A 22,008-nucleotide genomic window follows, 5' to 3' on the forward strand; every position below is an offset into this window, starting at 1 on the left:
GAGCCTTCATGAAATTTCGTCCCGCGCTGTTCCTGCTGCTAGCCCTTGCCGCAACCGGCGCACAAGCGCAGTCCGCCGCCGACCTGGGTGCGGGCAAGCCGCGCAAGGCGGCCACCTGGCCGCTGACCTCCACGCTGGAGGAGGCACAGGCCGCGCAATTGTCGGCGCGTTTCCTCACCCGCTTCCATTACGACGCGCAGCCGCTCGATGACGCGATGTCGGCGCGCATCTACGACGCCTACTTCAAATTGCTCGATAGCGAAAAGGTGTTCTTCACCCAGGCCGACATGGCCAAGTTCGCGCCGATGAAGACCAGACTGGACGACGCGATCTGGAACCAGGATCTGTCCGCTCCGTTCGCGGTGTTCAATGCCTACGTGCAGCGTGCGGTCGAGCGGATGACCTATGCGCGCGGCCTGCTCAAGCAGGGCTTCGATTTCTCGGCCAACGAGAACTACACCTTCGACCGCGAACATGCCGACTGGCCGAAAGACCAGGCCGAACTGGACGACCTGTGGCGCAAGCGGACCATGAACGACTGGCTGCGCCTGAAGCTGGCCGGGCAGGACGATGCCGACATCCGCAAGACGCTGGACAAGCGCTATGCCGCCTACATCGAGCGCATCAAGCAGCTTGACGGGCAGGATGCGTTCCAGACCTTCATGACCTCGTACGCCGAAACCACCGACCCGCACACCGATTACCTCGGGCCGCGCGCGGCGGAAAACTTCGACATCTCGATGAAGCTGTCGCTGGAGGGCATCGGTGCGGTGCTGCAGGCGCGCGATGACTACACCCAGATCCGCGAACTGGTGCCCGCCGGCCCGGCCGGCAAATCCGGCAAGATCCAGGTCGGCGATCGCATCGTCGGCGTCGGTCAGGGCGACAACGGCCCCATCGTTGATGTGATCGGCTGGCGCCTGGACGACGTGGTCAACCGCATCCGCGGCAAGAAGGACACCACCGTGCGACTGGAGATCCTTCCCGCCGACGCCGGCGTGGACGGCAAGCACGAGATCGTCACTCTGGTGCGCAAGAAGGTCAGCATCGAGGAGCAGGCGGCGAAGAAGAAAATCGTCGAGATCAAGGACGGCGGCGTCACCCGCAAGATCGGCGTGATCGACCTGCCCACCTTCTATTCCGACTTCGGTGCACGCAGCGCCGGCGACAAGAATTTCAAGAGCGCCACCCGCGACGTCGCCCGCCTGCTGGGCGAGCTGAAGCAGGCCGGCGTGCAGGGCGTGGTGGTCGACCTGCGCAACAATGGCGGCGGCTCGCTGGCCGAAGCCAACTCGCTGACCGGACTGTTCATCGACAAGGGGCCGGTGGTGCAGGTGCGCGATTCCAAGGGTCAGGTCGAGGAGCAGGGCGACGATGACCCGGGCATGGTCTGGAGCGGTCCGATGGCGGTGCTGGTCAATCGTGGCACCGCGTCCGCGTCGGAGATCTTCTCCGCGGCGATCCAGGATTACCATCGCGGCCTGATCATCGGCGAACCCACTTTCGGCAAGGGCACCGTGCAGAACCTGGTCGATCTGAACCGCTTCGCCCAGGGTGACGACGAGAACCAGCAGCTCGGCGAGCTGAAGATGACCATCCAGGAATTCTTCCGCATCAATGGCGGCTCCACCCAGCTCAAGGGCGTCACGCCGGACATCGCGTTCCCGAAGAACGGCGACGAGAAGGATTTCGGCGAATCCACCTACGAAAACGCACTGAAGTGGACCCAGATCCCGCCCGCCGACTACAAGGTGGTGGCGAATCTGGCCGCTTATCTGCCGCAGCTGGAGAAAATGCACGCCGAGCGCGTGGCGCAGTCGCCCGCGTGGAAGCTGATGCTGGACGAGTTGGCCCAGTACCGCACGATGCGCGCGAAGACCTCGATCTCGCTCAACCTGGCCGCGCGTGAAGCCGAGCGCAAGCGGATGGAGGCGATCCAGGCCGATTTCCGCGCGCGCCACAAGGCGATCGACGGCACCGATGCCTCGCTCACCGATGACACCAGCAGCCTGGATGACGGCCTGAATGCCAACGAGCGCAGCCTGAAGTCCGAGTTGAAGCAGGAAAAGGAAGCGAAGAAGGCCAAGGACGTGCAGCTCGACGAGACGGCGCACATCCTGTTCGACGCCGTCGGCATGATCAAGGCCGATCCGAAGCTGGCCAGTGAAGTGCTGCCCTACGGTGGCAAGTCGGGCGAGAGCGTGGTCAATGCCCAGCCGGATGCGCCCGGGGTGCTGCCACCGCATTGAACCGGCGGCAAACGTGATGCGTCCTGATCAGGGGCGGCGCCATGCGCCGCCCTTTTTCTGGTCGATCATCCGGCGCCCATTACCTGCGGACCTGGCGTTCCTGATGGCAGAAATCAGACCACCGGGACGGGTATCTCGCAGGACTGGTTGAAATCGCCGATCGCCTCGACCAGGTCGGTTACCGCGGCGCGTTCCGCCTCGCTGAGCTCGGGATGCCAGTTGTCCAGGATCAACACCACGCGCGTCTGCCCGCTGCGGTTCCAGGCCTCGTGCTCCCAGGTGTCGTCGAACGTCACGCAACGACCTTCCTGCCAGACGTGCTCTTCGTCACCCACGCGGAGGGCGCAATCGGGTGGTACGACAAGCGGAAGATGGGTGACCAGCCGCGTGTTGGTGACGCCGGTATGCGGCAGGATGTGCGTTCCCGGACTGAGCACGGAAAACAGCGTTTCCGGCGCGTGGCCGCGGATGCGCACCAGCGGCAAGCTGTCCAGCACGGCGGTGGTCTGCGGGCAACGCGCGCAATGGTCGTCGTAACGCTGCCCGTGGCGATAGAAAAAGTAGGCATTCCAGGCCGGCTCCAGCTGACTGGACGAGCGCAGCATGCCCCCAGCCACCTGCGGCGGAGCCTCCCCCAGAAACGACTCAAGTGACCGTTCCTGCGCAAGCACGGCGTGCAGCTCCTCGCTGATGGCGGCGCTCGCCGCCTCCAGTGCTTCCAGCCACGGGAAATGCCGGCGCGGATAGTACGGCTGGCTGGTGATGTCGGGGAAATACAGGAATTTCGGTTTCTGCCGCGGATCGGGGATGTTCGCCGGCTGGTCGGAGAAATAGATCGCCAGGCTGCGTTCGACCCGAGCCAGTTCTGCGCTGCCATAGCGTTCGCGCAGCGGATCCAGCACGCCGCGAAAAAGTTGGCGGCGGCCCTGGTTGACGTATTGCACGGCGTGTTTCACGGCGTCGCGCAGGCCGGGCGCGGTGGTGGCATCGTCCTGCCATCGGTGCATCAGCCGCGCACTCTCGATGGCCATGAAGTAGGCCTTCAGAGCTTCGTGCGACTGACCCTGTTGCTCCAGTGCCACACCCAGTTGCAGGCGCGCCACGAAGATGTGTGGCGCCAGCGAAAGCCCGCCGCGGAAGCTGGTCGCCGCGCCGCTGAAATCCTCCGCCGCCATCTGCGCGTTGGCCAGCTGGATCCAGCTGGCCGGATCGTCCCGGCTCAGCGTGAGCGCGAGCTGCAGGCGCGGGAGGGCCGCCTCATGTTCCCCGCGTTCGGACTGGCAGCTGGCGACGAACCGCAGCGCCTCGACGTCCTGTGGCTGCCGCTCGAGCAGGTCGAGGAAAGACTTCTCGGCAGCCGCCAATGCATCCTGGCGCAGCTGTTGCCGGGCGATCGTGCGCAAGCTTTCCAGGGCCGGGTCGGTGGGATTGCTCATCGGTGTTCGGTCATGGCGCCTGCATCAGTCGGTGTAGCCGAATCGATGCATGAATGGACGCAGGGTCGGCAGCACGGGTTCGAACATCCCGCGGTAGGCATGCCAGCGATTGACCGCCTTGCGGTTGATGCCCTGGGTCACCTGGGCGTAGCTCGGCGTGCTGATGAAGCGCTTGCCGCTGGCATGTTCGGCAAAGCCGGCCATCGGCGAAGCGTCGGCGAGGTCGAGGAAGTCGCCAAGCCTGGCCAGGTTCGCGTCGACATCCGCGACCACCGCTTCGTAACGCCATTCGAGCACCGGCGGGGCGAACACCTCGACATGTTTTTGCCAGTGCTCGAAGGCGTGCGCGTAGCCGTTCGCCAGACGCTGCAGCGACGAGCACATCACCATGAAGGCGGGCGAGCGGAACGACTGCATGTAGCAGCTCAGCAACACGTCGCAGGGATGGCGCAGGCACAGGATGATGCGCGCCTGCGGGAACAGGCGCATGATCATCGGCAGGCACAACATGTTCAGCGGATTCTTGTCGACCAGTCGGCGCGTTCCGAGGTCGGGCACGACCTGGCCGACCCGGCGGAAATAGACCGCACGCAACTGCTCCGCCTCGCTCGCCGAGAGCCCGGCCAGGTCGCCGGGATAGTGCTGGCCGGTCACCTCCATGGCCTCGGTCAGGTCATGGATGAAGGCGCGTTCGTCCATTGAGCGAAGGTCGGGATGCGCGTCGAGCATCTGCTCCAGCAGCGTCGTGCCGGAACGCGGAAAGCCGACCACGAAAACCGGCTGGCGCTCGATCGGCGGCGAAGGCAGTGGATTCCAGCCCTGATAGGCCGCGTGGTCCACCAGACGGGTAGCCATCTGCAGCGGCACGCTGTCCGGCTGCATCAGCTCCGGCACGATGTCTTGCGCCATGGCGAGCTGCGCGGCATGCGCGGTCTGCAACGCAGGCCATACTTCGTCGTGTCGGCTCATCCGGCTGCTGGCCGCGGCCAGGCCAAACGCCGCGTTGGCCCGATGCTGGTCGTCGAGGGTCAGCGTGAGCACGCGGCGATACAGTGCGGCAGCGACGGCATGGTCGGCGGCACGCATGGCCAGTGCCGCATGGGCGCTCCAGCCTTCGGCGCGTGCCTCCTGCGCATCGGCGGGCAGCTGCTCGAGCACATCCAGTGGCAACTGGCGCAGCTCCGCGCGTGCGCGATCGAGCTGGTTGCCGCGTTCGTAAAGCACCGCTCTCTGCGCGGCGATACGCAGCCGCATGATTCCGGCGGCCGCTCCATCGGGTAGCTGCGCCCGGGCCAGTGTGCGCAGCGCGATGTCGAGTTCGCCTTGCGCAGAAAGCATTGCGGCCAGGATCAGCGCCTGCTCGCCCGACTGGGCCGGCCATGCGTCGGCGCCGGCCAGCATGGCCTGCTGACCTTCATTGTCGCCACCGACGTAGCACGCGTGCGCGGCCTGCAGGCGAGCCTCGATGAAGCGGGGCGACAGCGCCACCGCATCCAGCAATGCCTGCCTGGCCCTTACCCAATGTCGTTGCTGCAGATGCAGCAAGCCGAGGTTGTAGTGCAGCTCGGCATCGTCCGGCGCCAGCGCGAGCGCCTTCCGGAATGCCTGCTCGGCGGCTTCCAGGTCGCCATGCTGGCGGCAGGCGAGTCCGAGGTTGTTCCAGTACGCAGGCACCTGCGGCTGCATGCGCGTCAACGACGCAAACGCGTCTGCGGCCTGTTGGTGGCGCGCGCAGGCATAACAGGCAAGGCCCAGCCAGAGCAGGGTCGCTTCGTCCGCTGCAGCCGCACCTTCGCCCAAGGCGATGACCCGCTCCATGTCGCCAGCGTCGAAGGCGCTGCTCATCGCCGCGACGAGACTGTGGGTAGCTGCGGTCATGCCTTTCCGCTCGGTGGCCTGCTGGCCCTCATTATGCAAGAGGGGCCGCAAGAATATCTCGCGGCCCCTCCAGGTTACGGTGGAACTTGCAGCAGGCTCAGCCGATCAGAACTTGACCGTGGCACGCGCCCAGTAATAGCGGCCGATCGTGTCGTAGGTAGAGGCATCCACGTTGTAGTTCGTGCCATTCTGATAGACCAGCGGCGGTATCTTGTCGCTGAGGTTGTCCACGCCGACGTCGATCCGTGCATGCCACGACGGGATCGCATAGCCAAGCTGGATCGAGTGGTACAACACCGAGGCCATCGGCAGGTTGACGCCCTGGATGGAGGCATCCGCATTCAGGTTGGTCAGGTGGTTGATGTAGCGGGTTTGCCACTGGGCGTCCCAGTTGCCCAGCGCCCAGTTGAGCGTCAGCGTGCCGCGCCAGCGCGCCATGTTGCCGAACTGCGGGCTGAAGGTGCCGGCGTAGTTGACTGTGTGCGCGCCCGGCTGGCCAGGCGTGGCATTGTTGTTGTAGGTGGACAGATAGGTGCTGGCGAAGCCGGCCTTGAAGTCACCCGGATTCACGCTGCCCAGGTCGAAATGCGGGACCTTGTAGTTCAGCGTGAAGTCGATGCCGCTGGTGCTGAGGCTGCCCAGATTGACCGTTGGCGTATTGATCACCTTGACGTCGCCCGCCTGCTGGGTATTGGTGCCGTAGCGGGTGATCAAGGCGCAATACGGGCTGCTGTTGTTGGCAAAGCAGCCATTGACCACCGTCGAGGCGGCGATGGGCGTCAACAGATCCTTGAGCGTTATGTGCCAGAAGTCGACGCTGGTGGACACGCCATCCATCCAGCTGGGGTTGTAAACCAGACCGAAATCGATCGACTTGCCCTGTTCCGGCTTGAGCGACTGGCCCACCGTGCTGGCGCCCGAGTAATACGTGTTGACCTGGGCATTGGTGTTCACCCAGTTGGCCGGGACTGACTGGCAGGCGGCGGCGTGCTGCGCGAGCTCGGCCGTCGTGAGGCCCACGCAGGGGTCATTCAAGTTCGGTTGGACGAGGGTGATGCCGTCGTAGAGTTCATCCAGGTTCGGCGCGCGAAACACCTGGGACACCGTGCCGCGAACCAGCAGGTCGGCGATCGGTTTCCACTCGACGGCGATCTTGCCGTTGGTGGTCGAGCCGCTGGTGTCGTAATCCGAGTAGCGGATGCCCAGATCGAGGTTCAGCGAATACGCCCCAGGCTGCTCGGAAAGCAGCGGGATCAGCGACTCGGCATAGATTTCCTTGACGTTGTCGCTGCCGCGGCCGGGTGAGCCGCAGCCTTCCTGCAGGATCGCGCAGGTACCGGTGGACAGATCGAGGACGGCATCGGAGGTGACGGTGTAATTCATCGTCTGCTTGCGATACAAGCCACCGACAGCCAGTTGCATGCTGCCGGCCGGCAGGTCCCACAGCTCGCCGTTGGCGTCGAACTGCACCTGCTTGGTGGCATTGGTGAACACGTACACCGGATTGTCCACCAGACCCTTGAGGGCGGGCTGATTGGCCTGGTCGAAGATATTCACGCCGCTGTTGATGGCCGACTGGAACTGGGCGATGTTGAGCTCGTTGTAATTGCGCTGTACGCGTCTGGCATGGCCATAGTTGAGCGTGGCATCCCAGTTCCAGCTGCTCTGCCCGAACGCTCCGCGCAGGCCGGTGTTGACCTGCACGTTCTGGGTGTCAAAGGTGTGCAGGCGATTGCCGGCCCCGGTCAGGCGGAGGTTGAAGCCATAGCCGCCGTTCGGATCGGTCGGGTTGGCGGGATCGGTGCCGAAGGTGACGCCAAAGGGATTGATCGGGTTGCTGGCCGCCACGTACCAGCCGTCGCCGACCGCGGTGGGCGCGGGCGCGTCCTGGCCGCTCGACTGCGTGTGGTTGAAGAACGCATTGGCGAAGAAGGTCAGGTGGCTGGTCAGGTTGTAGCTGCCGAGCAGGAAGCCGTCGGTGCGTTGCTGCGCGGTCTGGATGTAGTTGTAGGTGTTGTAGTTGTACGAATCCGCAGGGTAGTTGTCGCAGCGGTAATCGGCCTGGCTAGACCCGTCGCCCTGTGCCTTGGTGGCGAGGATTTTTCCGTTCTTGACCGTGCAGCCATACTGGCCGGCAAACGACGCGGGCAGCTGGATCTTGCCGGTCGGGATGGTGCTGGAACCGGAGGAGGTGAGCGCGCCGCTGGACAGGTACAGCGGGTTCGAGGAGAACTTGCGCTGGCTGGCCAGCGCGGCGTCGTACTTGTTGTAGTCGAGGCCGCCGACGATGTTGTAGTTGTCGCCGCTCATGCCGCCGATGATGCTCAGGCCGTGCCGCTGGCCGTCGCCATGGCTGGAGATGCCGCCGTTGATGCTGGCTTCGACGCCCTTGTAGTCCTTGCGCAGGATGAAGTTCACCACGCCGCCGATCGCGTCGGAGCCGTACACCGTCGAAGCACCCTCAGCCAGCACATCGACCCGCTCGATCATGCTCTGCGGGATCATGTTGATATCGGCATTGGCCATGCGCTGGCCGTCGATCAACACCAGGGTGCGATTGACGCCCAGTCCTCGCAACGAAACGCGTGCGGCGCCGTCGCCGCCTTCCAGCGAGGGACTGGCGATGCCGCCGCCGTTGGTGTTGTTCTGGGTATTGGTGGCATTGCCGGCGATGCTGGGCAGTGCCTGCAGCACATTGCCCATGGTCGGATTGCCGGCATTCGAGATGGCCGTGCGATCCAGCGTCACCACCGGACTGGATGTCTCGATGTCCACGCGGCGGATCAGCGAACCGGTCACCACCACCGACTGCAGGGTCTTGGCCTTGCTCTTCGACGGCGGGGCGTTCTGGTCGGCTGGTGAAGTGTTCTGGTCGGATGGTGCGGTGTTCTGGTCGGACGATGACGCGGTGTCAGTTGGCGGCGTCTGCGCCTGGGCCAGGCCGGCCGCGGTGAGAATGCCTGCGCCCAAGGCCAGGCGCACCGCCAGTGACAAGTGATTCATGCCGTATTTCATGTGGTCTCCCCAGTGAAATTGCTATTTGTTCCCAGCCATCGAACGTATCGAGTCCCCCCCCGGGGTGCACGTTGCGCAAACCGGCGTTTCGCGTCGGCTTGCGCAATGTTTCGCAGATTACTCCCAGAATCGCTCCCGCGCACTGAGCCCCGGAATCCGTTCGGCCGTCCATTCGGCAGTCCGGCCGGGCGCTTGCCGGTGGCCATGGTGCTGCCGCCTCCACGAAGGCGGTTGCGGGCCCGGTGCCGGCCCACGGATGGGTCGCGGTCATGCGCAGGCAGGCGCCCGGGAGGGCGCCAACGCATCCCGCGCCTGCGTCCGCCGCCGGGGCCGCGGCTATTTGCTGGCCGCCGCCCGCTGCTGCTTCATCCACTGCTGATAGTCCCCGACGTAGGGCACCTCGCGCAGCACCTTCGAACGCGGGTCGACGATCAGCAGGCTGCCGGCCGGCACCGCGAGCTGGCCGCTGCCGTCGCTCATCGGCAGGGTGTGCACGGTGTCGCCCACCTGCACCTCGATCGGCATCGGGAACGGCTTGCCGTGTTCGGTCACCCAGCGCAGCTTCAGCGTGTCGCCGTCGCGCTGCTCGTCCAGCCGCGGCAGCGCGGCGTCGCGCAGGTAGACGTCGAAGAACCAGTCCAGCTTGCGTCCGGTGACCTGGTCGACGATCCCGACGTAGTCGTTGGTGCTGGCGTAGCGCGGGCTGAAGTTGCCGGGCCTGGGGTCGGGCCGGCCATAGACCAGCCGCCGGGTGCTGTCGAAGAAGTCCTTGTCGCCGATCAGCTGGCGCAAGGTGTGCAGCATCAGCGCGCCCTTGTTGTAGATGTCCTGGCCGGGGCCGGCGCTTTCGTCGTAGACCTGCTCCTCGGTCTTGCTGCTGCCTGACACGATCGGGTGGTGGTTGCGCAACTGCAGGCGCAACTGGTGCAGCCAGCTGAAGTAGTCCATGTCGCCATTGAGGTACTGGCTGAAGAGCGGCTGCATGTAGGTGCCGAAGCTCTCGTGCAGCCACATGTCGTCCCAGTCGGCATTGGTCACCTGGTTGCCGAACCACTCGTGCGCGAATTCGTGCTGCAGCAGCTGGTCGAAGCCGTAGCCGTTCTTGCGGTACTGGTTGCCGTAGGCGTTGATGGTCTGGTGTTCCATGCCCAGGTGCGGGGTTTCCACCACGCCCATCTTTTCGTCGCCGAAGGGGTAGGGGCCGATCTGCTGCTCGAAGAAATCCAGCATGCGCGGGAACTCGCCGAACAGCGCTTGCGCGCCCGCGGCATGCTCGGGCAGATACCACAGCTCCAGCGGGATGGTGTTGCCGTAGTGGCTGGCGTAATTGCCCTTGAGCAATTTGAACGGGCCGACGTTGATCGAGATGGCGTAGGTGTCCGGATGCTTGGCGCGCCAGTGGTAGGTGTGCTGGTCACCCTGGTCGGTGATGCCGACCAGCACGCCGTTGCCGGGCGCGGCCAGCGTCCTGGCCACGGTGATGTACGTGTCGACCAGGTCCGGTTCGCCCTGCGGCTGGTCGATGCACGGCCAGAACAGGTCGCAGCCTTCACCTTCCACCGCGCTGGCCACCCACGGCTGGCCGTCGGCGGTATGGCTCCAGACGAAGCCGCCGTCCCACGGCGCCTTCTTCGCCACGTGCGGCTTGCCGCCGTAGCGCACGGTCACGCTGACCTTGCCGCCGGCGGCGAGCATCGCCGGCAGCTGGATGCGCAAACGGCCGTCCGGATTGCTCCACGCGCTGGCCGCCAGCGGCTTGCCGTCGAGGTCGAGGCCGCTGATCGGCAGGTTGCGGTCCAGGTCCAGCAGCAGCACGTCGGTGGCCGTCTTCGCGGTGAAGCTCAGCGTGGCGCTGGCGTCGATGCTTTGCTGCGCCGGCTCGACCGTGAAGTGCAGCTCGGCATGGTCGAAATGCACCCGCGCCTGCTCGGCCGGCATCACCCCGCCGGAATTCAGCGTCTGCGTGGTGAGCGCCGGCTGCGTGGTGGCCGTGGTGGTGGCCGTGGCGGCGATGCTGGCGAGGCCGAGCGTGACGCCGAGGGCGAGCAGGTGCGGACGGAAGGGCATGCGATGGTTTCCGGCGGGAGGGGGCATCCGCGCAGGATGCAACCTTTCAGCGGCAGGCGACAACGCCAGAAGTCATGCCGGAAGTCATGCAAGCCGAGGTCAGGTTCCCTGCCGCCAGGCCAGCACGCGCATCCCGCTCAGCCGGCGTAGCGCTGCTGCAGGTAGGCGAACATCGCGCGCACGCCCATCGCCTCGCCACCGCGCGGGCGGCCCGGGCGATCGGCATCGTTCCACGCATACGTATCCAGGTGCAGCCAGGGTGTGCCGTCCGGCACGAAGCGCTCCAGGTACAGCGCCGCGGTGATCGCGCCGGCATGGCGCGACGGACCGGCATTGGCGAAGTCGGCCAGGTACGAATCGAGCATCTTGCGGTACGGCCGCCACAGCGGCATCTGCCACAGCGGGTCGTCGACCGCGCGGCTGGCGGCCAGCAGTGCGGCGGCCGCGGCATCGTCGTTGGCGAACAGCGCGGGCAGGTCCGGTCCCAGCGCCACGCGCGCGGCGCCGGTGAGGGTGGCGAAGTCGAGTATCAGGTCGGGCTGCTGCTCGGCGCCGTAGGCCAGCGCGTCGCACAGCACCAGCCGGCCTTCGGCATCGGTGTTGTCGATCTCCACGCTGTGGCCGGCGCGAGTGGTGATCACCTCGCCCGGGCGCAGCGCGTTGCCGGCCACCGCGTTCTCCACCGCTGGAATCAGCAGGGTCAGCCGCACCGGCAGGTTCGCCTGCATGATCAGCCCGGCCAATGCGATCGCGTGCGCGGCGCCGCCCATGTCCTTCTTCATCCAGCGCATGCCGTCGGACGACTTCAGGTCGAGCCCGCCGGTGTCGAAGCACACGCCCTTGCCGACCACGACCAGTCGCGGGTGCTCCTTGCGACCCCAGCTCAGTTCGATCAGTCGCGGCGCGCGGTGACTGGCGCGACCCACCGCGTGGATGGTCGGGAAGTTCGCCTTGAGCAGCTCGTCGCCGACCCAGTCGCGCACCTTCGCCTTGTGCGTCTTGCCGAGCCCGCGGATGGCGTCGCTCAACTGCTCCGGCCCCATGTCCTCGGTCGGCGTGTTGACCAGGTCGCGCACCAGCGCGGTCGCCTCGACCAGCGGCGCCAGCGTCTGCAACTCGGTGGCGGCCACGGCGAGCCTGGCCGGCGCGCGCTTTGCTTGGCGGTAGCGGGTGAATTGATACGCGCCCAGCGCCCAGCCCAGCGCCGCCTGCTGGCGGTCGTCCAGCACGCCTTCGTCGGCAAGATGGTAGGTCGCCGCGGGCAGGCTGCACGGCAGCGCGGCGAGTGCGCCCAGCGGCTGCTGCTCATCCACGCCGACCAGCACGCGCACCAGCTTGCCGGCCGCGTCGGACAGCAGCGCGAACGTGCCTGGCGCCGCCGTGAATTCGCTGTCGCCCAGCCAGCGGCGCTGCGCGGCGGTCAGCCGGCGCCTGCTCGCCGCGTAGTGCGCGGCGTCGGTGGTTTCGATGGCGATGCTGTGGCGGTTACCGGACTGGCGTTCGATCAGGGCGGACATGGGTATTCCTTCGGGCTTGCGTCGGCAGCCGCGCTGCCGGGCGCGACGGATGGCGTTCGAGGATGGGTCAAAACGCCAATCATGCGCGCAATCGCCGCCGCATGCCTACACGAACGGGTGCTGTATTTCGAGCCAGTCGGCCAGCGCGGTCATGTCGCGCAGGTCCAGTTCGGGCGGCGCGCCCAGTTCGCCCGGCCACGCCGCGCCGTCGCGATTGATCCACGCAGTGCGCAGGCCGGCATCGCGTGCGCCGGCCACGTCCATCGCCGGATCGTCGCCCACGTGCAGGATCTGCTGCGGCGGCACGCCCAGCTGTTCGGCGGCGGCCAGGAAGATCCGCCGGTCCGGCTTGGCCATGCCGCTGTCGCGCGCGCAGATGTGGTGGACGAAATGCGCGCCGATGCCGATCCGCTGCAAGTCGGCATTGCCGTTGGTCAGGCTGGCCAGCGGCCAGCGCGCGGTGATCCGTTGCAGCGCGGGCAGGCTGTCCGGATACAGCTCCACCCCGTTGCGCGCGGCGAAATAGATTTCCCACAGCGCCTCGATCGGCGCCTCGTCCACGCCGCAACTGGCGAATGCATGCTGCAGGGTGAGCTGGCGCTGGGTGGTGAAGTCGTGCGCCAGGTCGAGCCGTTCGGCGGCGACCCGGGCGCGCAGCTCGCGCATCGCGGTGATCGGCCAGGCCAGCGCCACGCTGGGGTGGTACTGGCGCAACCACGCGTCCACCGCCTCATCGGCGCGTTCCAGCGCCGGCAGCACCGGCCACAAGGTGTCATCCAGATCCAGCGTCAGGGCGAGTATCGGTGCCACCGGAGCGACTCAGCGGTTGCTGATGCGCAGCACCTGGCCCAGCTTGATCTGGTCGCTCTTCAGATGGTTCCACTCGCGCAACTGCGCCACCTCGACGGCATGCCGCTTGGCGATCGTCGACAGCGTGTCGCCCTTGGCCACCTTGTAGGTGGTCGAGGTCTGGCTGGCATTCGCGCTGACCTTGCCGAAGTCCTTGCCCTGGTGCCGGCTGAGCGTGGTGGCGCTGCCGCTGGCGTGCGCGGCGCTGGTGACGGTGACGTCGCTGACGCTGCCCTGGATCTTGCTCAGGCGCGCGGTCTGCTGCGCGTCATCGCGACGCTTTTCCAGCGCCATGCGCGCGGCCAGCGTATCGGCCGAGGTCGGCGCGATGGCGGCACGTGCCGCATAGGTTGCGCCCGGCGCGGATACCGGCGTGCCACGCGACACGCGTGCGCCGACTTCGGCCAGGATGTTGCTGCGCCGCGAGCTGTCCATCGAGGCCAGCGCGCTGCCGTCCTGGTAGGGCAGCACGGCGTGCTTGCGCAGTGCGGCCTTGCCCGGCTCGGTCTGCACGAAGTCGACGAAGGCCTGCGCCTGGGCCGCTTTCGCACTGTTCGGATTGGTCACCAGGTACAGCGGAATGAACAGCGGATAGCTGCCGTCGGCGATGTTCGCCACCGTGGCCGACTTGCCGTTGATCGGAATCGCCTTCACTTTCGCGTTGCCGCTGATGCCGGTGAGCGTGGCCACGCCAAAACCGTTCGGGTTCAGCGCAATGCCTTCTTCCAGCTTGCGCGTGTTCACGTACAGTCGCGGCGCCGCCACCGGCTGGTTGCCGCGGCCGAACAGCAGGGTGCGCAGGCTGTATTCCACGCCGTCGCCGGGGCTGGCCACCGCGTACACGTCGATCGGCGCGTTGCTGCCGCCCACTTCGCTCCAGTTGTGGATCTTGCCGTAGTAGATGTCGTGCACCTGCTTCAGCGTGAGGCTGCGGATCGGGTTGGACGACTGGGTGATGATCACCAGCCCGTCCCACGCCACCGGCGTGAAGGTGAGCCCGGCGTTCTGCGCGCTGCTGTCGGCCGGTCGTGCGCTGCCAGCCAGGTCGGCGGTGCCGTTGGCGACCGCGTCGATGCCCGAGGCGGTGTTGAACGGCTGCAGCTCGACGCGACCGTGGCCGCTCTTCTCCCACGCCTTGGCCACTTCATCGACCACGCCATTGGCCGTCGCCACGTCGCCGCGCCAGATCAGGCTGCTCTTCGCCGGTGCGCTCGCTTTCGCCTTCGGATGGCTCTTGGCCAGGGCGGGTGTGGCGAGACAGGCACCGAGCAGGGCGACGGACAACAGGCGGACAAGACGAACAGACATGGCGATGGGCAACCCCGGAATGATGATGTGTAGATGCTGATGGAAGGCGAGTATGGCGCCTGGCAGGCGCACGCAGGCTGAAGCGATGCCGGTATTTCATCGGCCCGGGGGCGGAACATCAAGCACTTTCATGCATTTGCGCCGGATCAGGCGCCCGGCCTGTGCGCCGGAACACGCGCCGGGAGCGATCCCGGCCACGCTTTTTGCTGAACGGGCGGCATGGCTGCAGTGAGCCGCGCTCAGTTGATCACCACATAGCGGGTGCCATCGTCACCGGCCACCACCAGCACCAGCTGGCGCGGCTTCACGCCGGCCAGGCCGCGCAATACATGCAGGCTGGTGATGCGCTGGCTGCCCACGCCGATCACCACCTCGTCCGTGCGCAGACCGGCGCGCGCCGCGCGGCTGCCCGGCTGCACCGCGGTGATCGCCACGCCGTACCAGCCCTGGCTGCGCTGATCCTGGCTCAGCTCGCTGAAATGCACGCCGGCCAGCCGCGGGTCGAGCTGGCCGCCGTCGATACCGGCCAGCTTTTCGGCGGTGAGCGTGGCGCTGATCTCGCTCGGCTTGCCCGCGCGCAGCACACCCAGCCGCAGCGTGCTGCCCAGCGGCAGCAGGCCTTCGGCATTGTTCAGCTCCTGCACGCTGCGCAGCGGCTTGCCATTCAGTGTGGTCAGCACATCGCCCGCCTGCAGGCCGGCGCGTTCGGCGGCCGAGCCGTCGCGCACCTGGGTCACCACCACGCCGTTGCTGTCCTTCAGTTGCAGCAGTTGCGCGATGCGCGGGGTGATCGCCTGGGTCTGCACGCCCAGGCTGCCACGCTGCACCTTGCCATGCGCCAGCAACTGCGCCATCACCTCGCTGGTCAGGTTGCTGGGAATCGCGAAACCGATGCCGACATTGCCGCCGGACGGCGAGAAGATCATCGTGTTGATGCCGACCAGCTCGCCGCGCAGGTTGACCAGTGCGCCGCCGGAGTTGCCCGGGTTGATCGACGCATCGGTCTGGATGAAATTCTGGTAGCCGCCCATGCCGGAGGCGTTCTCACCCAGGCCCGAACGGCCCAGCGCCGAGACGATGCCGGCGGTCACCGTCTGGCCCAGCCCGAACGGGTCGCCCACCGCCACCACGTAGTCGCCCACCTGCAGTTGCGAGGAGTCGGCCAGCGGCAGCGCCTGCAGCTTCTGCGCGGGAATCTGCACCACCGCCACGTCGGTGGCCGGGTCGGTGCCGATCAGCTTGCCCTTGAAGGTGCGCCCGTCCTGCAGCGTCACGCTGATGTCGTCCGCGCCGCCGACGACATGGTTGTTGGTCAGCACATAGCCCTTGGCCGCATCCACGATCACGCCCGAGCCCAGGCTCTGCTCGACCCGCTCGCGCGGCGTGCTGGGCAGGCCGAAGAACTGGCGCATCATCGGGTCGTCGAAGTACGCATCGCGCACCGGTACCCGCGTGGTGGTGGAAATGTTCACCACCGTCGGGGTCACCCGGCCCAGCATCGGCGCCAGCGACGGCATCGGCTGGCCGTCGACCGCCGCGGGCAGGGTCGCGGCGCGGGCAGCCGGTGCGATCGGCAGCAGCAAGGCGGCGGCCAGCGCGGCGCCGAACCAGCGCGCCAGAGGTGGACGCACAAGCCGTGAAGATGAGTGATGCATGGGGCCTCCCGTGGGTCGATAGCGGCGCAGCTTCGACCGGAACGCCGCGCCACGGTTCCGCTGCGCCGATGGCTGTCGTGGGACTTTACATCGGGCGACGTCGGGGTTAACTTGCCTATCCGGTAGCAACCACAACATCTTGTGTTCGACAGCTGGCACCCAGACTAGTGCTGGGGTCGGGCGTAACGCTCTTGAGGGGGAGTCGTTGTTGTCGGAAAGCGCTGGCAGCGCGGTCGGAGGGCAATCCTCGCGGCGGCGCAATGCCATCGAAACAGCCATGCGCGGCGCAGCCGCAGCGAATAAAAAAACAACGCCGGCCGCGAGGCCGCAGCGAGAGGTCTCAGAAACCGATGAGCACAGTGCGTGCCCCAGCCACCAGTTCAGCGTCCAGCCCGAACTCGAACAACCATCCAGCCGCCAGCCGTGATGCCATCGTGGAAATTCCGCTGCAACCTGCGTCCTACGACATCTGGGACAAGAAGTACCGCCTGAAGGCGAAGTCCGGCGAGCCGGTCGATGCCACCATCGACGAAACCTACCAGCGCGTGGCGCGCGCGCTGTCGGACGTGGAAACCACCGACGAGCTGCGCGGCCACTGGTACGAAAGATTCCTGTGGGCGCTGCGCCGCGGTGCGATCCCCGCCGGCCGCATCACCTCCAACGCCGGCGCGCTGGCGCACAAGCCGGCCACCAGCACGATCAACTGCACCGTCTCCGGCACCATCCATGATTCGATGGACGACATCCTGGAGAAGGTGCACGAGGCCGGCCTGACGCTGAAGGCCGGCTGCGGCATCGGCTACGAGTTCAGCACGCTGCGTCCGCGCAACGCCTACGTCTCCGGCGCCGGTGCCTACACCAGCGGCCCGCTGTCGTTCATGGATATCTACGACAAGATGTGCTTCACCGTGTCGTCCGCCGGCGGCCGCCGCGGCGCGCAGATGGGCACCTTCGACATCAGCCATCCGGACGCCAAGGAATTCATCCGCGCCAAGCGCGAAGACGGCCGGCTGCGCCAGTTCAACCTGAGCCTGCTGATCACCGACGGCTTCATGGACGCGGTCGAAAACGACCGGGACTGGCCGCTGGTGTTCCCGGTGCACGTCAAGGAAGAGGGCGAGATCGACGTCAACGATCCGGCCCAGGTGATCTGGCGCGAATGGCCCACCCACGAAAACTACGTGGACCGCGAAGACGGCCTGGTCGCCTGCAAGATCTACAGCCACATCCGCGCGCGGCACCTGTGGGACATGATCATGGTGTCCACCTATGACTATGCCGAGCCGGGTTTCATCCTGATCGACAAGGTCAACGAGATGAACAACAACTGGTGGTGCGAGCACATCCGCGCGACCAATCCCTGCGTCACCGCCGACACGCGACTGGCGACGCAATACGGCATGGTGCCCATCGGTGAACTCCACGCCAGCGGTGCGCCACTGGAGGTGTCGGTCGATCGGCGCTCGCTGGAGCTGGATGGTCGCGGCGTGGAAACGCGGCCGGCCAAGCCCGCCTTCATGACCGCTCCCCGAGCCCCGGTTTTCAGGGTGACGACCGAGGACGGCTACGAAATCAAGGCCACCGAATGGCACGACTTCTACGTCGAACGCGGCAAGATCAAATTGCGTGACCTGAAGGTTGGTGACCGCATGCTCGTGCAGTCCGGCAAAGGCCAGTTTGGCCAACAGGGCAGCGAAGACCTTGGCCTCCTCTTGGGTCTGATCGCCGGCGATGGCCACTTCACCAATCGCGGCAAGGACCAGCAGGCAGCCATTGTGACCCTGTGGGGTGAGGAGCGCGCTCTGGCCGACCGCGTGGCCACCTATGTCAATACCTTGATCGTGCATACCGCCCAGAATGATCTGCGCACCTATCAAGTCGCTCCCGTGGCCGTGCCAGAGCGTAATTGTGTTTTCATCCGCTCCGTGCTGCTGGCCCGCCTTCTGGAACATTACGGCTTCAGCGCCGCTACCAAGTTGCGTGTGCCCGAAGTGGTCTGGCGGGGCAGCGAGGCTTGCGTCAAGAGCTACCTGAGCGCCCTATTCCAGTGCGATGGCACGGTCAATGTCTCCGGTCGCAGCCTGAGTTGTTCGGTGCGTCTGGCTTCCAGTCATCCGGATCTGCTCAAGGATGTGCAGATGCTGTTGGCCAACTTCGGCGTGTTCTGCCGCATCAAGCAGCGACGTGCGGCGGGAAGGCGCGAGCTACCCGATGGTCACGCTGGCAAGCGCAGTTATGCCTGCTCCGCCGATTACGAATTGATCATCGACGGCGAGTCGCGCGAACGTTTCATGAGCGAGATTGGTTTCCTGTTGCCGGCCAAGACCCGGCGTTATCTCGATTGGCGCGAAGGGAAGGCTCTGCTCAAAACCCAACGCTTCACGTCGAAGATTTCGAGCATCGAATACGTCGGCGAAGAGGCGGTGTTCGACACCACCCAGTCCGATCACAACGCGGTGATTTTCAATGGTCTGGTAACCGGACAGTGTGGAGAGCAGCCCTTGCCGCCGTACGGCTCGTGCCTGCTCGGCTCGATCAACCTGACCACCTTCGTGCGCGACCCGTTCGGCCCCAAGGCGCGCTTCGACTGGGACGAGTACCGCGAGGTGGTCAAGGTGTTCACCCGCATGCTCGACAACGTGGTCGAGATCAACGGCCTGCCGCTGGAACAGCAGCGCAACGAGATCATGTCCAAGCGCCGCCACGGCATGGGTTTCCTCGGCCTGGGTTCCACCGTGACCATGCTCAAGCACCGCTACGGCGGCGCCGAAGCGGTCGCCTTCACCGAGGAAGTCTCGCGCGAGATGGCGGTGGCCGGCTGGGAAGTGGCGCTGGAACTGGCGAAAGAGAAGGGCGCCGCGCCGGTGCTGCTGCGCGACTACACCGTCACCGGCGACATGCTGCGCAAGCGCCCGGAAATGGTCACCGACGGCTACAAGATCGGCGACAGCATCCCCGGCCGCGTGCTGCACGCCAAATACAGCCGCTACATGCAGCGCATCGCCACGGTGGCGCCGAACCTGGTCGAGCAGCTGGCCGAGACCGGCGCGCGCTTCACCCACCACAGCTCGATCGCCCCCACCGGCACCATCAGCCTGAGCCTGGCCAACAACGCCAGCAACGGCATCGAGCCCAGCTTCGCGCACAGCTACTCGCGCAACGTGATCCGCGAAGGCAAGAAGTCCAAGGAAAAGGTCGAGGTGCTCAGCTTCGAGCTGCTGGCCTACCGCGCGCTGATCAATGCCGACGCCAAGGCGTACACCGACGAGGCCGCCAACAAGCTGCCCGACTACTTCGTCGCCGCCGACGACATCAGCCCGAAACAGCACGTCGACATCCAGGCCGCCTCGCAGAAGTGGATCGACTCGTCGATCTCCAAGACCGCGAACGTGCCCACCGACTACCCCTACGAAGACTTCAAGGACATCTACTTCTACGCCTACAAGCAGGGCCTGAAGGGATGCACCACGTTCCGCTTCAACCCCGCGGCATTCCAGGGCGTGCTGGTCAAGGATTCCGATCTTGAAAACACCCTCTACCGCTTCGAGCTGGAAGACGGTAGCGTTGTCGAACTGAAAGGCAATGAGCAGGTGGAATACGACGGCGAGATGCATTCGGCCGCCAACCTCTTCGATGCCTTGAAGGAAGGGTATTACGGCAAGTTCTAGGCAAGGCGCGCACCCGGGTTCGGGGTGTGCGCGTTTCCGCTGAATGCGTCGATTCCCGAAAGGCCGCGACACGTACTGACATTACATTCGGAGGGGAACACCAGCATGTCCATCGATAACGAAGTTGAAGCAGGCAGCACACCCGTTGCCGTCGAAGCACCGGCCATCACCCTGCCGGTACTGCCGGACGTGCCCGCCGCCGCTCCGGCGGACGCACCGGTTGCCGTGAAGGCTGTACCGAAGAAGAAGGCGGCGCCGAAAAAGGCCGCTCCCAAGGCTGCGGCGAAGAAAGCCGCGCCCGGGAAGGCCGCCAAGAAAGCCGCCGTGAAAAAGGCTGCGCCGAAGAAGGCAGCCAAGAAGGCAGCGGCGAAGAAGGCCGCGCCCAAGAAGGCAGTCAAGAAGGCAGCGCCGAAAAAGGCCGCCAGCAAGAAGGCCGTGAAGAAGGCAGCGCCGAAGAAGGCCGTGAAGAAAGCGGTCAAGAAGGTTGCGCGCAAGGCCGCCAGCGCCAAGAAGGCGGTGAAGAAGGGCGCCAGGAAAGTCACCAAGGTGGTGAAGAAGAACGCCGCCAAGGTCACAAAGAAGGTCAGCAGCAAGAAGTCGGCCAGCAAGAAGGCCGCACCGAAGAAGGCGGCAGTCAAGAAGTCCGCCAGCAAGAAAGCCGTCGCCAAGACGGCAAAGAGGTCCACTGCCAGCAAGAAGGCGAGCGTCAAGTCGGCAGCGCGCAAGCCTGCCGCCAAGAAGGCCGCTGCAAAAAGGAAGTAAGCACCACCGCATCCGGCCCGGCCTTGCGCCGGGCCGGATGATCTCCAGCCCCAGGCCGTGTCCACCCCGGCGCCGTTCATCCAGCACCCATACTCCCGAACCACGAAGCGAACACCATGGCAATCAAGATCGACAAGAAGATCACCGGCTACAACGTGGTCAACCCCGAAGACAAGGTTGCCAGCCAGGCCGCTGCTGCCGCGAAAGAAGCGCGCGCCGCCGAGCCCAAGCAAGCCGAAGTGATCCAGATGCACGAAAGTGTCGAGCGGCCGGAAACCCTGGTCGGCTCCACCTTCAAGATCAAGTCGCCGCTGTTCGAACACGCGCTGTACGTCACCATCAACGACATCGTGCTCAACGCCGGCACCAAACACGAACTGCGCCGCCCGTTCGAGATCTTCATCAACTCGAAGAACATGGACCACTTCCAGTGGATCGTGGCGCTCACCCGCATTCTGTCCGCCGTGTTCCGCAAGGGCGGCGACGTCACCTTCATCGTCGAAGAACTCAAGGCCGTATTCGACCCGCGCGGCGGCTACTTCAAGTCCGGCGGCGTGTACATGCCTTCCATCGTCGCCGAGATCGGCTCGGTGGTGGAGCAGCACATGAAGAACATCGGGCTGATCCGTGACCCGGAGATGGACGAGGCGACGCGGAAGCTGATCGTGGAGAAGCGGGCGGCGTATGAGGCGCTGGGCGCGAAGAAGGCTGCCGATGCGGGCGCTGCTGCCGAAGCGGGCGCGGGTGAGGCGCTGTCGTTTCCGCCGGGGTCGATGATGTGCGACAAGTGCAATACCAAGGCGCTGGTGCTGATGGACAACTGCCAGACTTGCTTGAATTGTGGGTATAGCAAGTGTGGGTGAGATAAGGACCATTGAAAATATAGCTAATAGAAAAAGGGGCGGATAACCGCCCTTTTTAATTTTTCTCTGGCAATTTTTATAGGTTATGTCCCATAAGACAATAAAAATACCAAAGACTCTTGATCTATTGGCGGCGCTGGAATTGACGATAGAGCTTGCAACTATCGATGACGCATCTTCGATTTGCGTCGATTTTGATGGCGTTGGATCGGTCGAGCCTTTTGCGATGCTCGTGGTTTCCAGCGAGCTTCAACGAACCGCGGCTAGAAATAGGGTCGAGCTCTTTGAGTGTAAAAATCATGAGCGTATGACCTATGCCGCACATATGGGCTTTTTCGAAGCCTTTGGATACGCTGGTGGCCGCCAGCGGGGTTCGGCGGATGGCGGTGCGCGGCATTTACCAGTAAATATTTTTGATTGTGACAAATTGCGTGCTGAAGCTAACGAAGAGTATTCGGAAGTTGGTGATGTTATTGAGCAGAAGAGTGAGCGACTGGCGGAGCTTCTTTGCGATAGCAACTCTAGTTGTCGACTCCCCGTAATCTTGATCCAGGCATAACCAGAGGTCTCCGGTCAAACTAGCCGCAAGGAGACCCACGATGCGCAAGAGCAAATTCACTGAAAGTCAGATCGTCGCGACGCTGAAGCAGGTCGAAGGTGGTCGCCAGGTCAAGGATGTATGTCGCGAGCTGGGCATATCGGATGCGACCTACTACGTATGGAAGTCCAAGTACGGCGGCA

The 22,008-nt window shown here is 65.2% G+C and carries 14 protein-coding genes; 6 read left to right on the forward strand and 8 right to left on the reverse strand.

Annotation, left to right across the window (positions count from 1 at the left end; genetic code table 11):
• The first annotated feature begins 8 nt into the window (after window positions 1-8).
• Window positions 9-2,249, forward strand: a complete 2,241-nt coding sequence (locus tag ACQGNJ_RS02750) for a carboxy terminal-processing peptidase (protein WP_426687703.1) — start codon at window positions 9-11, stop codon at window positions 2,247-2,249.
• 113 nt (window positions 2,250-2,362) lie between these two features.
• Here ACQGNJ_RS02750 and ACQGNJ_RS02755 read toward each other — a convergent pair whose 3' ends face one another.
• The 8 genes from ACQGNJ_RS02755 to ACQGNJ_RS02790 all read right to left on the reverse strand — a co-directional run bounded on the left by ACQGNJ_RS02755 (window position 2,363) and on the right by ACQGNJ_RS02790 (window position 15,974).
• Window positions 2,363-3,685, reverse strand: coding sequence for an aspartyl/asparaginyl beta-hydroxylase domain-containing protein (locus ACQGNJ_RS02755; RefSeq protein WP_426687704.1), 1,323 nt, complete (start codon window positions 3,683-3,685; stop codon window positions 2,363-2,365).
• A 24-nt stretch (window positions 3,686-3,709) separates the two neighbouring features.
• Window positions 3,710-5,563 (reverse strand): tetratricopeptide repeat-containing sulfotransferase family protein, encoded by a 1,854-nt coding sequence (locus ACQGNJ_RS02760; RefSeq protein ID WP_426687705.1) that lies wholly within the window; start codon window positions 5,561-5,563, stop codon window positions 3,710-3,712.
• 105 nt (window positions 5,564-5,668) lie between these two features.
• The gene (locus ACQGNJ_RS02765) at window positions 5,669-8,566 is read right to left on the reverse strand and encodes a TonB-dependent receptor plug domain-containing protein (protein ID WP_426687706.1); all 2,898 of its coding nucleotides are present in this window, start codon (window positions 8,564-8,566) and stop codon (window positions 5,669-5,671) included.
• A 348-nt stretch (window positions 8,567-8,914) separates the two neighbouring features.
• Window positions 8,915-10,645 (reverse strand): M1 family metallopeptidase, encoded by a 1,731-nt coding sequence (locus tag ACQGNJ_RS02770; RefSeq protein WP_426687707.1) that lies wholly within the window; start codon window positions 10,643-10,645, stop codon window positions 8,915-8,917.
• Between the two features lie 137 nt (window positions 10,646-10,782).
• Window positions 10,783-12,162 (reverse strand): leucyl aminopeptidase family protein, encoded by a 1,380-nt coding sequence (locus tag ACQGNJ_RS02775; RefSeq protein ID WP_426687708.1) that lies wholly within the window; start codon window positions 12,160-12,162, stop codon window positions 10,783-10,785.
• A gap of 105 nt (window positions 12,163-12,267) precedes the next feature.
• Window positions 12,268-12,972, reverse strand: a complete 705-nt coding sequence (locus ACQGNJ_RS02780; protein ID WP_426687709.1) for an HAD family hydrolase — start codon at window positions 12,970-12,972, stop codon at window positions 12,268-12,270.
• Window positions 12,973-12,981: 9 nt separating this feature from the next.
• The gene (locus tag ACQGNJ_RS02785) at window positions 12,982-14,319 is read right to left on the reverse strand and encodes a LysM peptidoglycan-binding domain-containing protein (RefSeq protein WP_426687710.1); all 1,338 of its coding nucleotides are present in this window, start codon (window positions 14,317-14,319) and stop codon (window positions 12,982-12,984) included.
• A gap of 239 nt (window positions 14,320-14,558) precedes the next feature.
• A complete protein-coding gene (locus ACQGNJ_RS02790) occupies window positions 14,559-15,974 on the reverse strand; it encodes a DegQ family serine endoprotease (protein ID WP_426687711.1) in 1,416 nt (471 codons plus the stop codon).
• A 350-nt stretch (window positions 15,975-16,324) separates the two neighbouring features.
• Here ACQGNJ_RS02790 and ACQGNJ_RS02795 point away from each other — a divergent pair, with 350 nt between their 5' ends.
• From ACQGNJ_RS02795 to ACQGNJ_RS02815, 5 genes are all read left to right on the forward strand, one after another.
• A complete protein-coding gene (locus ACQGNJ_RS02795) occupies window positions 16,325-19,642 on the forward strand; it encodes an LAGLIDADG family homing endonuclease (RefSeq protein ID WP_426687712.1) in 3,318 nt (1,105 codons plus the stop codon).
• Between the two features lie 24 nt (window positions 19,643-19,666).
• Entirely contained in the window at window positions 19,667-20,404 is a 738-nt protein-coding gene (locus ACQGNJ_RS02800) for a hypothetical protein (RefSeq protein ID WP_426687713.1), read from the forward strand.
• A 116-nt stretch (window positions 20,405-20,520) separates the two neighbouring features.
• Window positions 20,521-21,267, forward strand: a complete 747-nt coding sequence (locus ACQGNJ_RS02805; RefSeq protein WP_426687714.1) for a TSCPD domain-containing protein — start codon at window positions 20,521-20,523, stop codon at window positions 21,265-21,267.
• Between the two features lie 85 nt (window positions 21,268-21,352).
• Window positions 21,353-21,826, forward strand: coding sequence for a hypothetical protein (locus ACQGNJ_RS02810; protein ID WP_426687715.1), 474 nt, complete (start codon window positions 21,353-21,355; stop codon window positions 21,824-21,826).
• A 40-nt stretch (window positions 21,827-21,866) separates the two neighbouring features.
• On the forward strand, window positions 21,867-22,008 hold a 142-nt coding region (locus tag ACQGNJ_RS02815), incomplete at its 3' end, for a transposase (RefSeq protein ID WP_289418155.1).

Origin of the sequence: Rhodanobacter ginsengiterrae (assembly GCF_050026815.1) — a bacterium.
In the GTDB taxonomy this organism is placed as follows: Bacteria; Pseudomonadota; Gammaproteobacteria; order Xanthomonadales; family Rhodanobacteraceae; genus Rhodanobacter; species Rhodanobacter ginsengiterrae.